Below are 15,321 nucleotides of genomic sequence, written 5' to 3'. Positions count from 1 at the left end.
TAAATTGACCTGGAACAAAAAACGTCCTATCTTGGAATTCCCTGCCTTTTGATGTGGTCTTATATTTATGAAAATAGCTCTAACTTTAGTTGCCTCTGCCCTTCTGGCCTGCACGCTTAACGCGCAGGCGTCGGATACCGCTACGCTCTCTATTTCAGGTATGGTTCTCCCGTCTGCCTTTACCATGAATACCGTTAAGCCTGACGGCCAGTCTGCCGTACAACGTGGCACCTCTACCCGGGTTGTCACGTTGCCCGGCGATGAACACCGAAAAGTGGTGATTACCGCCTGGGATTAACCTCTTCAGCAATATATTTCTCCTGACGGGCTGTTTTCCTCCAGCCCGACTTAATATATCCATCAGTTAATTACAGTTATTTATTATGTGAATGAATAAATCCACACTAATATAATCACGCCAAATATATTAAGTCTTATAAATTGTTTTGCATCAAAAAAAACCCTCATTTACGTTGCTGATGGTAATTATGTGTGTAACTGTAACGCCAGCAGAAACAACTGCCTTTTATCCAGGATTAATAAATTAAGGGAAATAAAATGAAAAGAACGCTTATTACCGCTGCCATTTTAGCTGCCTCGTGCGCTGCTCCCGCTGCATTTGCGGCAGATACCGATGCAGGTACACTAACTATTAATGGCGTTATCAAAGGCACCACCTGCCACTTTGAGTCAGGAGCGCAAACGGCGCACATTAATATGCAGCAGATAGGCACAGACTCGCTGGAAGCGTTGACTCAGGGTGGGGCTTATGATGGCTATCAAAATAAAACCGCCACCTCTTTCAAAGTTAAATGCGCTGCCGGCACTGAGGCACCCAAGCTTAAATTTCTTGCCGACCAGTTTGATGTTACCGGTGCAAATAGCGTAACGAAAAACCAGGGTGATGCAGCTGGCGTCGGCTATGCGCTGTTAATCAACGGTCAACGCATTGACAGCGACGGTAGCACTGCTATTGCCAACGCTAAAAATGATAACGGCGAATATACTTTTGATATCGCAGCCCAGTATGCTCGAGCGTCCGGCGAACAGGTGACGGCCGGTAGCGTCAACTCTACCGTTACCCTTACCGTCGTGGTGGACTAACGCTTTTCCCCGGCAGCCTCTGCCGGGTTTTTCGCTGCGGAGAGAGAATAATGAAAAGGATTTTTGCCGCCCTGCTGGCCGTGACGGCGCTGCCTGCATGGAGCGGGGTCTATATTTATGGGACACGGGTTATCTACCCGGCAGCGCAGAAGGAGGTCACCGTTCAGCTAATGAACCAGGGCGATCGCGGCGCGCTGGTACAGGCCTGGGTTGATGATGGCGATACGCAAACGCCGCCGGAGAAGCTGCAGGTCCCCTTCCTTGTGACGCCCCCTGTGGTTAAGGTTAACGCCAATACCGGGCAGCAGCTAAAGATTAAGCTGACAAAAGCTCACTTACCCCAGGATCGCGAGTCGCTATACTATCTCAACGTTCTTGATATTCCACCCAACGATGCCAACGGCGATCGGGCAAATACGTTAAAATTCGCTCTACAGAACCGAATAAAGCTTATCTACCGCCCAACGGGCCTGCCCGGCGTAAATAAAGAGACATTCTCCCGGATCCATATAAAAAAGGACGGGAACGGGCTGCGCATTGAAAACAACTCAGCCAACTGGTTAACGCTTGCCAATATTAGCGGCACGACCAAAATAAATAAAGAGACGTTGGTATTGGCACCCCATGCAAATTTAAATATACCCGCTGCGCCTGCCGCCGATAAGTATACTGTTACGCTAATTGATGATTACGGCAACTATCTTAGCGAAAATATTAAAAGCAATTAACAGCCCGGGAAGCCGCCATGCATAAACTTAACCTCATTACGCTGGGGATCGTCTCCTCATTGCTTTTGCATATCCTTTCTGCCCGGGCTGAAACCTTTGATACTCATTTTTTACATGGGGGATTAAAGGGTGAGAAAACCGCTGATTTACAGCTTGATGGCGATCGTCCCCTGCCCGGAACGTACGATCTGGATATATATCTTAATGATGAGTGGCGGGGTCGCTACAGCGTAGTGGTCGCAGACGATCCCGATCAAACCTGTTTATCCGTTGCCGAGCTGCAGCAGATAGGTATTAAAACAGAGGCCTTTAAACATCGTCACTCAGAAGAGTGCCTGACGCTTAATGAGGCCGTGCAGGGCGGCAGCGTCAATTACGATATCAGTCAGCTTGCGCTCAAGCTCACCGTTCCCCATGCCTGGGTTAGCTCTCACGAGCGTGGCTATATGCCGCCGGAAACCTGGGATCGTGGGATTAATGCCCTCTACACCTCCTACTACGCCAGCCAGTACTATAGCGACTACAAACAGAACGGCAGCAGTAAGAGCCGATATATTAATTTTAACAGCGGCCTGAACCTCGTGGGTTTCCAGCTGCACTCCAGCGCAAACTACACCAAAGCCGACGATGCGCAGGGCAAGTGGAAAAGCAATACGCTCTATCTGGAGCGCGCTATTCCCGGGATGCTCAGCACCGCCCGCGCAGGGGACATGTACACCGATGGCGAGCTGTTTGACTCAGTGCGTTTTAACGGCGTCAGGCTCTGGCGCGATATGCAGATGCTGCCCAACTCAAAGCAAAACTTCACGCCAGTGGTAAGAGGGATAGCCCAGAGTAACGCCCTTGTTACCGTCGAGCAGAACGGTTTTGTGGTCTACCAGAGCGACGTTCCTCCCGGCCCGTTTGCTATTGATGACTTACAGCTGGCGGGCGGTGGCGCTGATTTAGACGTTACCGTGAAAGAGGCAGATGGCAGCTCGACGCACTATCTTGTGCCCTACTCCAGCGTGCCCAAAATGCTCCAGCCAGGCGTGGTAAAATATGACGTTGCCGCCGGGCGTAGCCATATTGAGGGGGCCAGCGATCAGGCCGACTTTATGCAGGGAAGCTGGCAGTATGGCGTTAATAATTTGCTGACGCTCTACACCGGCACGATGTTATCGAACGATTACAACGCCTTTCTGCTGGGCACCGGCTGGAATACCCGTCTTGGCGCCGTCTCCCTGGACGTCACCCGCTCCCACAGCAGCCAGGATGACGGTGCAACCTATGACGGCCAGAGCTACCAGTTAACCTGGAGTAAATATCTCTCTCCCACCGGCACACAGCTATCGATGGCCGCCTGGCGGTTCTCCTCTAAGGACTACCGCACCTTTAACGATCACGTCTGGGCAAACAATAAAAATAGCTACCACCGTGACGATGACGATGTGTATGACATTGCCGACTACTACCAAAACGACTTTGGCCGTAAAAATAGCGTTTCGCTGGCCGTTAACCAGGCGCTGCCCGCGGGCTGGGGCTCGCTTTCCGGCAGCGCCTTGTGGCGTGACTACTGGCAGCGAGGAGGAACGCGAAATGACGTCCAGCTAAGCTATTCGAACAGCTGGTCACGTGTAACTTATACCCTCTCTGCTAGCCAGTCCTATGATGAGGATGACCGGGAGGATAAACGGTTTAATATCTACTTCTCGATTCCCTTCTCGTGGGGGGATGGTATCACCACGCCACGGCGTGACCTGTACGTCTCTAACAGCACCACCTTTGATAATGATGGCTACCAGTCGAACAACACCAATATTAACGGCATTGCGGGCGACAGGGATCAGTTTAACTACGGCGTGAACCTGAGCCACCAGCGGCAGGATAATGAAACCGCTGCCGGGGCGAACCTCACCTGGCACGCGCCGTTTGCCACTCTGGACGGTAGCTATAGTCACTCTAACCGTTACAGCCAGGCCAGCGGCAGCATTCAGGGCGGCGTAGTTGCCTGGGGCGGCGGGGTTGACCTGACCCACTCCCTTACCGAGACCTTCGCCATCATTGATGCGCCGGGACTGGAAGGGGCTGCCGTACAGGGAAATCGGCACCACACCACTAGCGGCCAGGGCAGAGCGATCTACAGCGGCTTAACCCCCTACCGTGAAAACACGCTGCAGCTTGATACCAGCCATTCCGGGAGTGACGTGGCGTTAAACGGCAACCGCAAAGGCGTGGTGCCTTACCGCGGCGCGGTGGTGCTGGCTAAGTTTGAGACCGACAGCCGTAAGCCGTGGTTTTTCCAGGCCAGACGCCCGGATGGTTCCCCGCTGACCTTTGGTTATGAAGTCGAGGATGAGTCCGGCCAGAACGTGGGCATGGTTGCCCAAGGGAGCCAGCTGTTCATTCGCACCGATAGCGTGCCGCGCTCTGTGCATGTGGCGACTAATAAGCAGCAGGGCCTCTCTTGCACCATCACATTCGATAAAACAATCGACGAAAGCAAAGTTTATACTTGCCGCTAGAAGGGATCACTATGCGTATTTTACTGGCACTTATTACGGTGTTTGCTGTTTTTCAGGCTCAGGCGTATTGTTATATAGAAGGAAATGAAAAGAAGCCGAGCGTTACTTCAGAAACCATCATTCTTGATCTGAATGCAGGCTCTGCTTCAAAAGAAAGCTATATAAATCTGGCTGGTAGCAGTCCGAATTTTAAATGCATGGCTGGCAGCTGGACATCAAATACTTTTAATTTATCCACAGCAAATAACACCGCCTATTTATACAGAATAAAAGATTCTATCCATAACATTGTAGTGAAAATAACATTAAAAGCTGGCACACCAATTAAATCCAATGAGTTTAAAGGTGAAACCTATCCTCACACTCCCTATAGTGCTACAGAGCTTAACGCCGTATTTAAATATATACTAACATACAGCATACTCAGTAATTACACAGGAGCCGTTACAGGTTCAATTGATATTAACACGCCATTTGAATTAATTGACTATATGATTGTAAAGCCAACACCTTGTGATTTAATATCCTGCCTGGGTGGAAATAACAATACTTCACATGAGTACCACAACCGAATTAAGGTGCTCGCTAAATTCACTCCTACCACCTGTAAATTAAAAAGCAAGGAGATCTCCGCGCCGAGTATTAGCTACCATGAAATTGCCAGCAATGTGTTTGTCCCCCCCACAACGCAGCAGCCGGAAATAGAGTGCAGCAATAAAACCACTGTGGCGACCAGTAATATTCACTATCACTTTGAAGCCATCAGCTCGCTCAGCGGGAAAACGTTGCAGAACGAGCTAGGAGCAGAACCTGGAAGCGCAGGAGAGATCGGTTTTGAGTTAAAGAATAATGGTCAGGATATTACTTTTCAGCCCACACAAAAATTCACTCTTGCGAGCCGGGGGAGCACGTTACGGAACAACTCAACTTTTCCACTCAATCTCCAACTCCGCTATGCGCGCTACGGTAACAAGGTATTCGCTGGCAAGGTGCAGAGCAAAGCCAAAGTCGTGGTGGATTACGATTAAGAGCAAGCGATAACAAACTCACCTGTGGTTCTTGAACCATAATGAGGTAAAAGACCACAGGAGAAAACGATGTCCGAACAAGCCTATACCATCCCTGACACCATGACCGCGATTGACATTACCCAGCCCGGCGGCCCGGAAGTTCTGCAGGCGACAACGCGCCCTGTGCCACGGCCGCAGGCAAACGAGGTGCTGATCCGCACCGTTGCCGCAGGGGTAAACGGTCCGGACGTGTTGCAGCGTAAGGGCCAGTATGCGCCACCGCCGGGGGCGTCTGATATCCCAGGCCTGGAGGTGTCGGGCGTAGTGGTTGCCGTTGGCGCTGAAGTGCAAAGTTTCACGCCAGGGGACCGCGTTGCGGCGCTGATTACCGGCGGCGGCTATGCCGAATATTGTACTGCCCATGAGAGTAACACCCTGCCGCTGCCGTCCGGGCTGAACTTTGTCGAAGCGGCAGCGCTGCCTGAGACCTTTATGACGGTCTGGCTGAATATGTTCCAGCGCGGCCAGTTTAAAGCCGGCGACATCATTCTGATCCACGGCGGTGCGTCCGGCATTGGCACCACGGCAACCATGCTGGCGAAGGCCTTTGGCGCCGCGAAAATCATCACTACCGTAGGCTCTGACGAGCACCGCCAGGCCAGCCTGAAGCTGGGCGCGGACGTCGCCGTACTCTACAAAGAGGAGGACTTTGTCGAGATTGTTAAAGAGGTGACTGACGGACATGGGGCAGACATTATCCTCGACATCATTGCGGGAGACTATGTCGCGCGAAACTATGAGGCAGCGGCGATGCACGGGCGCATCGTGCAGATTAGCGTGCTCGCGGGCCCGGCGAAAGAGCTAAACCTGTTCCCGATGCTGACCAAGCAGCTGATGCATATTGGCTCTACCCTGCGCTCACGTTCGCCTGCTGCAAAGGCGGAGATCATTGAAGCGCTTAACGACAACGTCTGGCCGCTGATCGAAGCCGGGAAGCTGAAACCGCAAATCTACAAAACCTTCCCGCTAGCGGAAGCAGCCGATGCCCATCGCCTCCTCGATGAGGGGACGCACATCGGCAAAGTGGTGTTAATTGCGGATGAGGATGAAGCAGCGGACCGTATATAATCAGCCGTAATATGACAAACGGGGATTATAGATGGATCAGCTGGTGGCGATACGGGCCTTTGCCCGGGTAGTAGAGGCAGGTAACTTTACCCGGGCAGCGGATTCGCTGGAGATGCCCAATGCTACGGTCAGCAAGCTGATTCAGGATCTGGAGGCGCACCTTGGCGTGCGCCTCCTACAGCGCACGACCCGCCGCGTGACGGTCACCCCCGAGGGGCGCGACTACTACGAAAAGAGCGCCCGCATTTTGCGCGATCTGGAAGATATCGACACCTCCTTTAGCGCCGCCCGTGGTAAGCCACATGGCCTGCTGCGTATCGACATCGGCGGGTCTACCGCCCGTGACGTGCTCATTCCTATCCTTCCTGAGTTTATGACCTGCTATCCGGATATTCGCATCGATCTGGGGGTATCCGATCGCTCGGTGGATCTGATCAGCGATAACGTGGACTGCGTGATCCGCGGTGGCCCGCTGGAGAGTTCATCCCTCGTTGCGCGGCATATTGGCTCAGCAACGCTGATTACCTGCGCGACGCCAGCGTATTTGAAGACCTTCGGCACGCCCGCCTACCCGGATGAACTCAAAAACGGCCACCGGCTGGTGAGCTATCTCTCCCCACAAAACGGCAGGGCCTTCCCTTTTCGCTTCGAGCATAACGGCGAGAAAACGGACATTAAGGTCGATTATCGTATCGGCGTTAACGAGAGTAACGCGCATCTGGCCGCAGGCCTGGCGGGACTGGGCGTTATCCAGACCTTTAGCTATTCAATAGCTAACGCGCTGGCCAACGGCACGCTGGTGGAGATCCTCCAGCCGTGGCGGCCTGCACCCTATCCTTTTCACGTGGTCTATCCGCAGAGCCGTCACGTCACGCATCGGCTACGGGTGTTTATCGACTGGCTGTTAGAGCGCTTTCCCCAGCGGGTAGCAGGAGCGTGATGCAGCCTCCAGCAGCGATTACAAAATAGACAATTCATTGCGCACGCAGCCAGTGCCCAGGTTATAAATAGGGAAAGTCTATTGCGGATGTGCGCCTATGATGCGGCTAACCCTGATCCTGCTTGGCATTGATTTTCTGCGCTCGCACTGGCGTGGACTGCGTCGTTTCGGCTGGGTGACGCTGATCGCGGGCGTAGTGCTGTTTATCGACGCGCTGGACGGCGCACTCTTCTTCCCTATTGAGCTTTTTGCCTCGCTGCTGCTGTTTGAAGGCGGCGCGACGCTGATGGTGGCTCACAGCGGCATGGGAGGCCAGCGGATCCTGCGCTACGTCAAGGGCGCGGCGTTCTCACTTGCTGCGGTACTGATCCTCGCCGGGAACCACGACGGCAATTTCCTGCTGTCGATAATCTTTGGCCTGCTCTTCCTGTTTGACGGTGCGCTGCAGATCGCCTCTGCGGTTGTCGTCCGCTACCAACGCTGGCGGCCTGCGCTGTGGGGTGGGATCGTCGAGATCGTGCTGGCCCTGTTTTTCTTCCAGCCCTGGCCCTCCAACTATGCCGGTACCGTTCCCTACTGTCTTGGCCTGGTGCTGGCCTTTGCTGGCTGGAACATGTTTATCCTCGCGAATCGCGTCAAGCGGGCCGCCGCTAACCCGGGTCTCAAGGGCGAAGAGTTTATGGCGGAGACGGATACGCCTCCCCCTGCCGTGGTGGAGTGGAGTGGCCCGCCGGACGACGATGAAAAAGCCTTGACCGTCCATGTCTGGACGCCGGTAGGCTCCGCCGCGAGCGAGGCCGTTCCGCGCCCGCTCATCAGCCGCTATATTGCCGCCGTGGATCGCAACGGCGTTATCTCTACCGGCCACGCCGCGTTGGAGTCTCCCGGTGGCATCTATATCAGCCTCTATCCGGCCGTACAGATTGACCGCTCGCCGGATGCCTTTGCCCGTACTCTGCGCGCCACGCCGGAGAACGACGTGCCGGGGCAGTTTCAGCCGGACTATGCCACGGAGTCTGTGCAATGGTGCCCCTCGACACGCAAGGTGCGCATTCGCAACTACAGCGAGGCGCGGTTGGCTGCGTTCTGGGCACACTATCGCAAGGATGAGTCCTACAATTTGACGCACCGAAACTGCTCCAGCACCGTGGCCCGGGCGCTGGAAGCGGCGCTGGAGGGTTCGGTCGGCAGGCTGTGGCAGGCGCGCGGATTCTGGATGGCGATGGGTAAGCTCATGTCCACCCCGGAGCTGTGGGTAGCGCTCCAGCTACGCAAGCGCGCAGAGACGATGGCATGGACGCCAGGGCTGGTGCTGGACTATGCCCGCGCCCTGAGCATGCTCGCCGACCCGCGCCCCACCGGCTGGTTCAATACGCTGGGCCGCGCCCTAAAAAGAATGTTCCATCGTCGGGTTGCCTGGGAGAAAGGCGAAAGCGGCGAAGGGATGGAGGGGGAGTAATCGTATCCTGTAAGCACGCTTAAATCTCAAATGAAACACCATCCAAGGAAAGCATTGCACTTGCACTACCAAAGCCGAGATGTACTGTGCCGTCTGGCTCAATATCAAGCATACATAGCTTCCAGACGTCAGATTCAATAGAGGCAGTAGAGACTATTTTTTGCGCTGATGGTCGATATTCCGCAGGGAGAGTAAACAGAACGCCGGAATTTTTGGAACATGACAAGCGCCCCACCAGCGACACTATATTTCCCTTTCTTGTCACTAAAACGGGTGACTGTGCTGCAACTCCAACGCTGAATCCATTTATCGGCGTTGAGATTTCGACACTTTTAGGCCGCCAATCAAAAGCTTCAACCACAGGCTCAACAATAAGGGCGAGTCCCTTTGAACTGTAATGGTTTATGCCATTTCCGCCTTCCGGTAGCTTAGTGTTGGCAGTGCCGTCATCATGCCCCCAGATATCGCTATCGCGTGCTGTATACACACATTGTAAAAAGTTTCCAGCACACACAATAATTGATGCAAAAGGCCCGCTATTAGGTACGTCTGTGTACTCTACCGAAATAGGCATTTCGCCCCCGGTGCGAATCAGATTAAATGATATAACCTTATTTTTCCCAGCGAAAAGAGTAAACACATTATCTTGAACACTAATGTCCATCATAGTTCCTGGCGCAATTAATGCTGATGTTTGAACGGTATAGTATGCATTGATATGATCGCCCTCACAGAAGGCGGTTATCTTGAGCTTCCCTTCACTATTAGTAAGATAGACGATATCCAGCTCCCCTATACCAACTTTCACAGCAAGTGTTTTATTGATAGGCCATGATGCAATGTCCCCTTTAAGGGAAAAATCCCGCACTATTGAAGAGGTATCTTTGATGTAAGATTGTTTATATATGTTTTTTTGCGCAAGGGGGATCCCAATGTAATCTCGCCCATCGCGTAGCAGACAGAATTGGCGGTTAATATCCAGGATTGAATAGCCATAAAATTTAGCATAGCTACGCGCATATCCGGCAGCCCAGTCACGGCCCTCCTGATAAATGGTCGCATAAAAACCACTTCCATTACACCATGTAGTAGAAATGGCCGGTACAGGATTAGTGATAAATAATAAGGAAGGGACTTTATCCCATTCATTTATTTTATTTACAACAGCATGTAATGCACCTGCATTAAAACCATTGGCATCATTCATACCGAACGCGAGAATGAGAAGATCAGGAGAGTCATTTCTTACATAGTCTAGCCAGTTTTTACTCGTATCTTCATACCATAGGGGAAAGCCAGTGGGTTTTGTATTAGCATTGAGCCAGGTTTGTCCGCCAATCGCTCTATTAGCAACAGTAATCTTTCTCCCATTGTTATCAGAAACAATCTTTCTGGTAATAATTGAAACCATACTATCCGCATTAGAGAGTGCATTAGGGCCATCGGTTGAAATACTGTCCCCCATAATAACGACGTTAGGCTCTTTAGCAAGATAAAACTGTGTCATGCCCGATTGGCATAGTCCATTACTGACTCTTACGTTCGTTGGAGCACCTAATGGAATAGATTCCCGACGATACAGTCCCTTTAACTGCCCGCCACCACAATAAAGAAACACCTCAGTTTTCTTCCGCACAGGAATATTTACATCATCAATTATAGCATCTTCATCTACAATGATAGCCCTGCCTTGCGCAATCGCATTATCGATAAGCTTATTCAGATTGATGGCATTATCGCGGGCAGAGCTTGAATAGTTGATATTATAAGAGGAAGTATATAATGGCATTATGCCGTTAGACTTACGCTTACTATAGCCTGCCTTTGCGCCTGTAGCAGTCACGGCGACCAAACCTATCAGTGATTTAAACAGTGCTCTTCTTTTCATGATTCTCTATCTATAAATTAACCCAAATTATTCACGTTGTGAATGATTAAGTAAACAGAAATAGAATGCGTTGATATCATTGCGTTTTGTAATAAAGTTATCGTTATATTATTAAGTAAATAGCTGGTCTGCCTTTGCCCATAGCAGAATCCCTGCGTATATTGCACAGGTTATTCTGTTTATTCTGGTGTTTATGTGCTATTACCCTAAATTTATATTTACGCGTTGCCTGGCATCATTGTCAGTTCATTTTGATAATACGTATTCATAGAGCCTGTCGCGGGCGAGGTTTTTCATCTTCACCTCACACATGATGTCGAAATCCGCAAACGACAGCGCCCAATCATTTAGCGTCGGGTTGAAGAAGAAATCTGAGTGCGCCCTGAGCTTGGTTTTTGGCACACCAAGGCTGCTCTGCTCCGGGAAGCCCTGCTCGGGGATAATCCCCTCCTGTGAGATGGAGTAGTGCATCACCGGCCTGACGTCCCGCCATGACGCCTTAACCAGCGCAATACGCGGGTCTTTGGGCTGGACAAACTCAGCCTCTTTCACCCAGTGATGATGAATATCCACCACGATGGGGCAGAGATCTTTCGCCTGTAGCACATCGTCCAGCGAGCAGGAGATCTCGTCGTTCTCAACGGTCAGCATCTGCCGGGCTTCTGGGCTGAGCCTGCCGAACGCGCTTTTGAAACCGGCAAATCCCGCTTTACCATTCATATGAATGTTGATTTTAAAATCCTGGAAGGTTTTGCCATAGCCCATCAGCGTGGCGCAAAGCGTATGGTACTCCACATCCTCCAGCGCGCGCTCCACGACCAGCACATTATCCGAGGCGAGAACCGAGTATTGCCCAGGGTGAAACGAGAGGCGGATGTCGTTAGCGCGGGCAAACTCCCCGCATTTGGTAAATAACGGATAGAGCTCTGGCAAGAACTCTTTATACAGCGCCGTGGCCTCGGGCACGGTATAGAGCGGCAGCAGATCGCTGCCGATGCGCATCATCCGCAGCGCGGGGGGCAGTTGCGCCAGCTCTTGAAAAAGCAGATAGAGGTTGGTCAGGTTGGTCGCTGAAAGCGTGTAGATCAGCGTTGAGCGCGCTTCGCTCTCCAGACTCAAAAATCGTGTACGGGTGGTGGCTTTAAAGGGAAAGCGCTGCTTTAAATCCGGGTCCAGAAACTTACAAGCGAAGCCTAATTTCATGTGTCCTCCACAAGATATCCTTATGCGAGTGTAGCAGGCATTACCGTAGTCCTTCTGTTTAAGCAAAGGCGCTATACTATCGACTCAATTTTTTACGGCTGCCGTTACTGATATGAAAAGAGTTAAACCCCGCACTGTTATCCTGCTGGTTGCCATGGTTGCGCTGCTGGCCTGGTGGCTGGTTCCGCACTATAGCGATGAGGATAAGGCCTACTACGCTTCCGTACTCTGTACGGTGAAAAGCAGCTCGCCTGAGGCGGGACTGACCGAGATGGAACAGATGATTGAGGGGGGCAATTCGGATTATGCGTTGAAGAAAACCCATTTCTCTTCATCGCTGGGCAAGGATATGCTTCACGCCTGGGAGCAGCTTAGTGCTGCCGAGAAGCAGCGCGCAATAGACGCGCCGGAGAGCTGTTCCAACCTGCTGCTGGCCAGGATGAACGGCTAGCCGAGGTACTGGCTGAAGCGCAGAAGATAGCCGTCAGGATCCTGCACCAGAAACTCCCGCTGGCACGCCTCCGTGTCGCCCGTGCTGTAGACGTTGTCGCGAAGGGGGCGATATAACGCAACGCCATTGGCCTGCAGGCGGGAGAGGATCGGATCGACATCATCCACTTCAATTTGAAAATTCACGCCGCGCCCCAGCGGCCGCACGAGTTCCGCCGTATTCCAGCCGCCGTCGTGGTACTGCTCAAGCATCAGCTGCGCCTCGCCCATACAAACGTAGGCAAACTCAGGATCGTGGCGGCTGATCATAACGGAAAAGCCGAGAACCTCGACGTAAAAATGCAGCGAGACAGGGAAATCCGTTACGGTCAGTTCAGGAACCATGCGGTTCCAGTAGGTTTGGTCGGTCATTGTTAGCGTCCGTACGTCTATTTAATGTCGTAAGTGATGAATAGAGGCAATAAAATCATTAACGAAGCCCCCACTATTGAACCTGATTCAAACAAGGTTTAGTCTTATCTTATAGTTCAAGGGGATACGACTTATAACAGGATAATTTAAAAACGATGCGATATGGAACCGCAATCTCAGCTGGCTTACTATTATTAGTAGCTGCCTATACTGCCTTCGTACTTTTTCTACCTACAAAGATTGTAGGCATTCATAGAGATGGTAGTTATATAGATGTCTTAGTTGAGAACTTTCCCTATACCGATCAAGGTAAAATAACATGGTGGCAGAATAACAGCTCAATGATGAGAGAGTATTTTAACACTCCTTCCGCCTCGGGGAATGGTCAATACCATATTAGCTTTTGGGATTTCAATGAGGGTTACAAACCCATCGGTAAATACGATAGATTATGCTTCGAAGATTTTAAGGTGAATGCAAATTGCATCGATAAGAATAAGCTAATGGAGGTAGTCAGTAATAAAGATGGGCAGGTTAGTATATTAACAGATGAGCGCTATGAATTAGAAAATGGTCAGTTCATAAAAACCACAAAATAAAAGCTGAAAACTTTAACGCATTATTAAATTACCGAGGAAAAAGAATATCTACATATAAAGAATTTAAAACACACACCGATTCAATGGCAATCCATATACGCAAATAAGCAATAACTTATCTTTTACGCATGTAACGGAATGCTTTATAGCCTAACTTAAGCGGGGTGAGAAAATAAAATATCGGAGCAACTATTAGCATTGTTATTGAATAAGCAATGATAGTAACATGATCTTTATACGCAACTGTATAGATCCAAACACCTGTCATGATTAAGACGAGTATCATAGCAGCAATAAATCTTATATTAAGCTCACTTAATAGCCCAGGATACGATGAACCCTCTTTTTCAATATAATGACGTAAAGTAGTAATATCTTTGCCCGTGAATCCGCTTTCATGCAGATTTTTTTCCATTTCGAAAGCATTCATATCGTCACCAAAACTGTGAGCTAAGCGCTATGACAAATCATTCAGTTTGAAGAAGGGTTAACGCATTGAAGCTAGATGGCACGCCCTACAGGATTCGAACCTGTGACCTACGGCTTAGAAGGCCGTTGCTCTATCCAGCTGAGCTAAGGGCGCATTGCGCGAGATGCCCCACCTAAACGGTGGAAACGCCTGGGATTATACGGTCAACGCCCGTTGAGTCAATGGCTTTGGCGTCAGATGCTGGTGAAATGAGCATCGAGCCGCACTTTACGTCCCCTCGCCGTGCGAATAATGCAAACGTTAACTGACAGCGCGGCGCGCTTCTGACACACTATACACAATCCCCTCTCCTTCAATTTACAGATGGAATCTTCTCTCTGATGGTAGCAAAGATTATTGATGGTAAAACGATTGCGCAGCAGGTGCGCGCTGAGGTTGCGGAAAAAGTGAAGGCCCGCGTTGCGGCAGGATTTCGCGCCCCTGGGCTGGCCGTTGTGCTGGTGGGCAGCAACCCTGCGTCGCAGATCTACGTTGGCAGCAAACGCAAAGCCTGTGAAGAGGTGGGCTTTATCTCCCGCTCTTACGATCTGCCGGAAACCACCAGCGAAGCTGAACTGCTGGCCCTGATCGACACGCTTAACGCCGACGGTGAGATTGACGGCATTCTGGTTCAGCTGCCGCTGCCAGCAGGCATCGATAACGTGAAGGTGCTGGAGCGTATCGCGCCGGATAAAGACGTTGATGGTTTCCATCCCTACAACGTAGGCCGTCTGTGCCAGCGTGCGCCGCGTCTGCGTCCCTGTACCCCGCGTGGTATCGTGACCCTGCTGGAACGCTACAACATCGATACCTACGGCCTGAACGCCGTGGTGATTGGCGCATCCAATATCGTGGGCCGCCCGATGAGCATGGAGCTGCTGCTGGCAGGCTGCACCACCACCGTCACCCACCGCTTCACCAAAAACCTGCGCCAGCACGTTGAGAATGCCGATCTGCTGATCGTCGCCGTGGGCAAGCCGGGCTTTATTCCTGGGGAGTGGATCAAAGAGGGTGCGATCGTCATTGACGTGGGCATCAACCGTCTTGAGAGCGGCAAAGTGGTCGGCGACGTAGTGTATGAAGACGCCGCTTCGCGTGCCGCCTATATCACCCCCGTTCCGGGCGGCGTAGGCCCGATGACCGTCGCAACGCTGATTCAGAATACGTTGCAGGCGTGCGAAGAGTATCACGACGTAAAGGAAGCATAAGATGACAACGTTCTCTTTAGGTAAACATCCGCATGTTGAGCTGTGCGATCTGCTGAAGCTGGAAGGCTGGAGCGAAAGCGGAGCACAGGCGAAAAACTTTATTGCCGATGGCCTGGTCAGCGTCGATGGCGTGGTAGAAACCCGCAAGCGCTGCAAGATCGTGGCAGGACAAACGGTCACGTTTGACGGCCAAAGTATCACTGTAACTGATTAATCCCGC

16 protein-coding genes and 1 tRNA gene are annotated in these 15,321 nt (G+C 51.5%); 12 read left to right on the top strand and 5 right to left on the bottom strand.

What is annotated here, in order from left to right; genetic code table 11:
- Positions 1-67: 67 nt before the first annotated feature.
- The 8 genes from WFN61_RS00800 to WFN61_RS00765 all read left to right on the top strand — a co-directional run bounded on the left by WFN61_RS00800 (position 68) and on the right by WFN61_RS00765 (position 8,873).
- Positions 68-298, top strand: a complete 231-nt coding sequence (locus WFN61_RS00800; RefSeq protein WP_337037189.1) for a hypothetical protein — start codon at positions 68-70, stop codon at positions 296-298.
- A gap of 260 nt (positions 299-558) precedes the next feature.
- A complete protein-coding gene (yehD, locus tag WFN61_RS00795) occupies positions 559-1,104 on the top strand; it encodes a fimbrial protein YehD (RefSeq protein WP_312282781.1) in 546 nt (181 codons plus the stop codon).
- Positions 1,105-1,154: 50 nt separating this feature from the next.
- On the top strand, positions 1,155-1,832 hold the full coding sequence (locus WFN61_RS00790) for a fimbria/pilus periplasmic chaperone (RefSeq protein WP_257756784.1): 678 nt from the start codon (positions 1,155-1,157) through the stop codon (positions 1,830-1,832).
- 17 nt (positions 1,833-1,849) lie between these two features.
- On the top strand, positions 1,850-4,336 hold the full coding sequence (locus WFN61_RS00785) for a fimbrial biogenesis outer membrane usher protein (protein ID WP_337037183.1): 2,487 nt from the start codon (positions 1,850-1,852) through the stop codon (positions 4,334-4,336).
- An 11-nt stretch (positions 4,337-4,347) separates the two neighbouring features.
- Positions 4,348-5,364, top strand: coding sequence for a hypothetical protein (locus WFN61_RS00780; protein ID WP_337037181.1), 1,017 nt, complete (start codon positions 4,348-4,350; stop codon positions 5,362-5,364).
- Between the two features lie 69 nt (positions 5,365-5,433).
- Positions 5,434-6,474 (top strand): NAD(P)H-quinone oxidoreductase, encoded by a 1,041-nt coding sequence (locus WFN61_RS00775; protein WP_312632836.1) that lies wholly within the window; start codon positions 5,434-5,436, stop codon positions 6,472-6,474.
- A gap of 31 nt (positions 6,475-6,505) precedes the next feature.
- Positions 6,506-7,414: a LysR family transcriptional regulator gene (locus WFN61_RS00770; protein ID WP_337037178.1), complete on the top strand. Its 909-nt coding sequence runs from the start codon at positions 6,506-6,508 to the stop codon at positions 7,412-7,414.
- A 97-nt stretch (positions 7,415-7,511) separates the two neighbouring features.
- Positions 7,512-8,873 carry an HdeD family acid-resistance protein gene (locus tag WFN61_RS00765; protein WP_312175660.1) on the top strand — a complete coding sequence of 454 codons (1,362 nt, stop codon included), beginning with the start codon at positions 7,512-7,514 and terminating at the stop codon, positions 8,871-8,873.
- Positions 8,874-8,892: 19 nt separating this feature from the next.
- Here WFN61_RS00765 and WFN61_RS00760 read toward each other — a convergent pair whose 3' ends face one another.
- Both WFN61_RS00760 and WFN61_RS00755 read right to left on the bottom strand, forming a co-directional pair.
- Positions 8,893-10,761, bottom strand: a complete 1,869-nt coding sequence (locus WFN61_RS00760) for an SGNH/GDSL hydrolase family protein (protein WP_337037173.1) — start codon at positions 10,759-10,761, stop codon at positions 8,893-8,895.
- 246 nt (positions 10,762-11,007) lie between these two features.
- Complete coding sequence (locus WFN61_RS00755) at positions 11,008-11,964, bottom strand: UV damage endonuclease UvsE (RefSeq protein ID WP_337037171.1); 957 nt, start codon at positions 11,962-11,964, stop codon at positions 11,008-11,010.
- A 112-nt stretch (positions 11,965-12,076) separates the two neighbouring features.
- On the opposite strand from WFN61_RS00755, the gene WFN61_RS00750 reads away from it, so the two are divergent.
- On the top strand, positions 12,077-12,415 hold the full coding sequence (locus tag WFN61_RS00750; RefSeq protein WP_312632834.1) for a hypothetical protein: 339 nt from the start codon (positions 12,077-12,079) through the stop codon (positions 12,413-12,415).
- Here the strand turns inward: WFN61_RS00750 and WFN61_RS00745 are convergent.
- The gene (locus WFN61_RS00745; protein WP_257756776.1) at positions 12,412-12,825 is read right to left on the bottom strand and encodes a bleomycin resistance protein; all 414 of its coding nucleotides are present in this window, start codon (positions 12,823-12,825) and stop codon (positions 12,412-12,414) included. The genes WFN61_RS00750 and WFN61_RS00745 overlap by 4 nt on opposite strands.
- A gap of 155 nt (positions 12,826-12,980) precedes the next feature.
- Between WFN61_RS00745 and WFN61_RS00740 the strand changes: the two genes are divergently transcribed.
- Complete coding sequence (locus WFN61_RS00740; protein WP_312235562.1) at positions 12,981-13,424, top strand: DUF943 family protein; 444 nt, start codon at positions 12,981-12,983, stop codon at positions 13,422-13,424.
- A gap of 115 nt (positions 13,425-13,539) precedes the next feature.
- Here WFN61_RS00740 and WFN61_RS00735 read toward each other — a convergent pair whose 3' ends face one another.
- Together WFN61_RS00735 and WFN61_RS00730 are read right to left on the bottom strand one after the other, a co-directional pair.
- A complete protein-coding gene (locus WFN61_RS00735) occupies positions 13,540-13,854 on the bottom strand; it encodes a hypothetical protein (protein WP_144814023.1) in 315 nt (104 codons plus the stop codon).
- Positions 13,855-13,930: 76 nt separating this feature from the next.
- Positions 13,931-14,007 (bottom strand) — tRNA-Arg (locus tag WFN61_RS00730).
- A gap of 227 nt (positions 14,008-14,234) precedes the next feature.
- Here WFN61_RS00730 and folD point away from each other — a divergent pair.
- Together folD and ybcJ are read left to right on the top strand one after the other, a co-directional pair.
- Positions 14,235-15,101 (top strand): bifunctional methylenetetrahydrofolate dehydrogenase/methenyltetrahydrofolate cyclohydrolase FolD, encoded by an 867-nt coding sequence (gene folD, locus WFN61_RS00725; RefSeq protein WP_144814165.1) that lies wholly within the window; start codon positions 14,235-14,237, stop codon positions 15,099-15,101.
- 1 nt (position 15,102) lies between these two features.
- Entirely contained in the window at positions 15,103-15,315 is a 213-nt protein-coding gene (ybcJ, locus tag WFN61_RS00720; protein ID WP_337037164.1) for a ribosome-associated protein YbcJ, read from the top strand.
- Positions 15,316-15,321: the final 6 nt, after the last annotated feature.

This window comes from Pseudescherichia sp. AS216 (assembly GCF_037152055.1).
Lineage (GTDB): Bacteria > Pseudomonadota > Gammaproteobacteria > Enterobacterales > Enterobacteriaceae > Pseudescherichia.
This window is presented reverse-complemented; position numbering and strand designations above follow the sequence as displayed.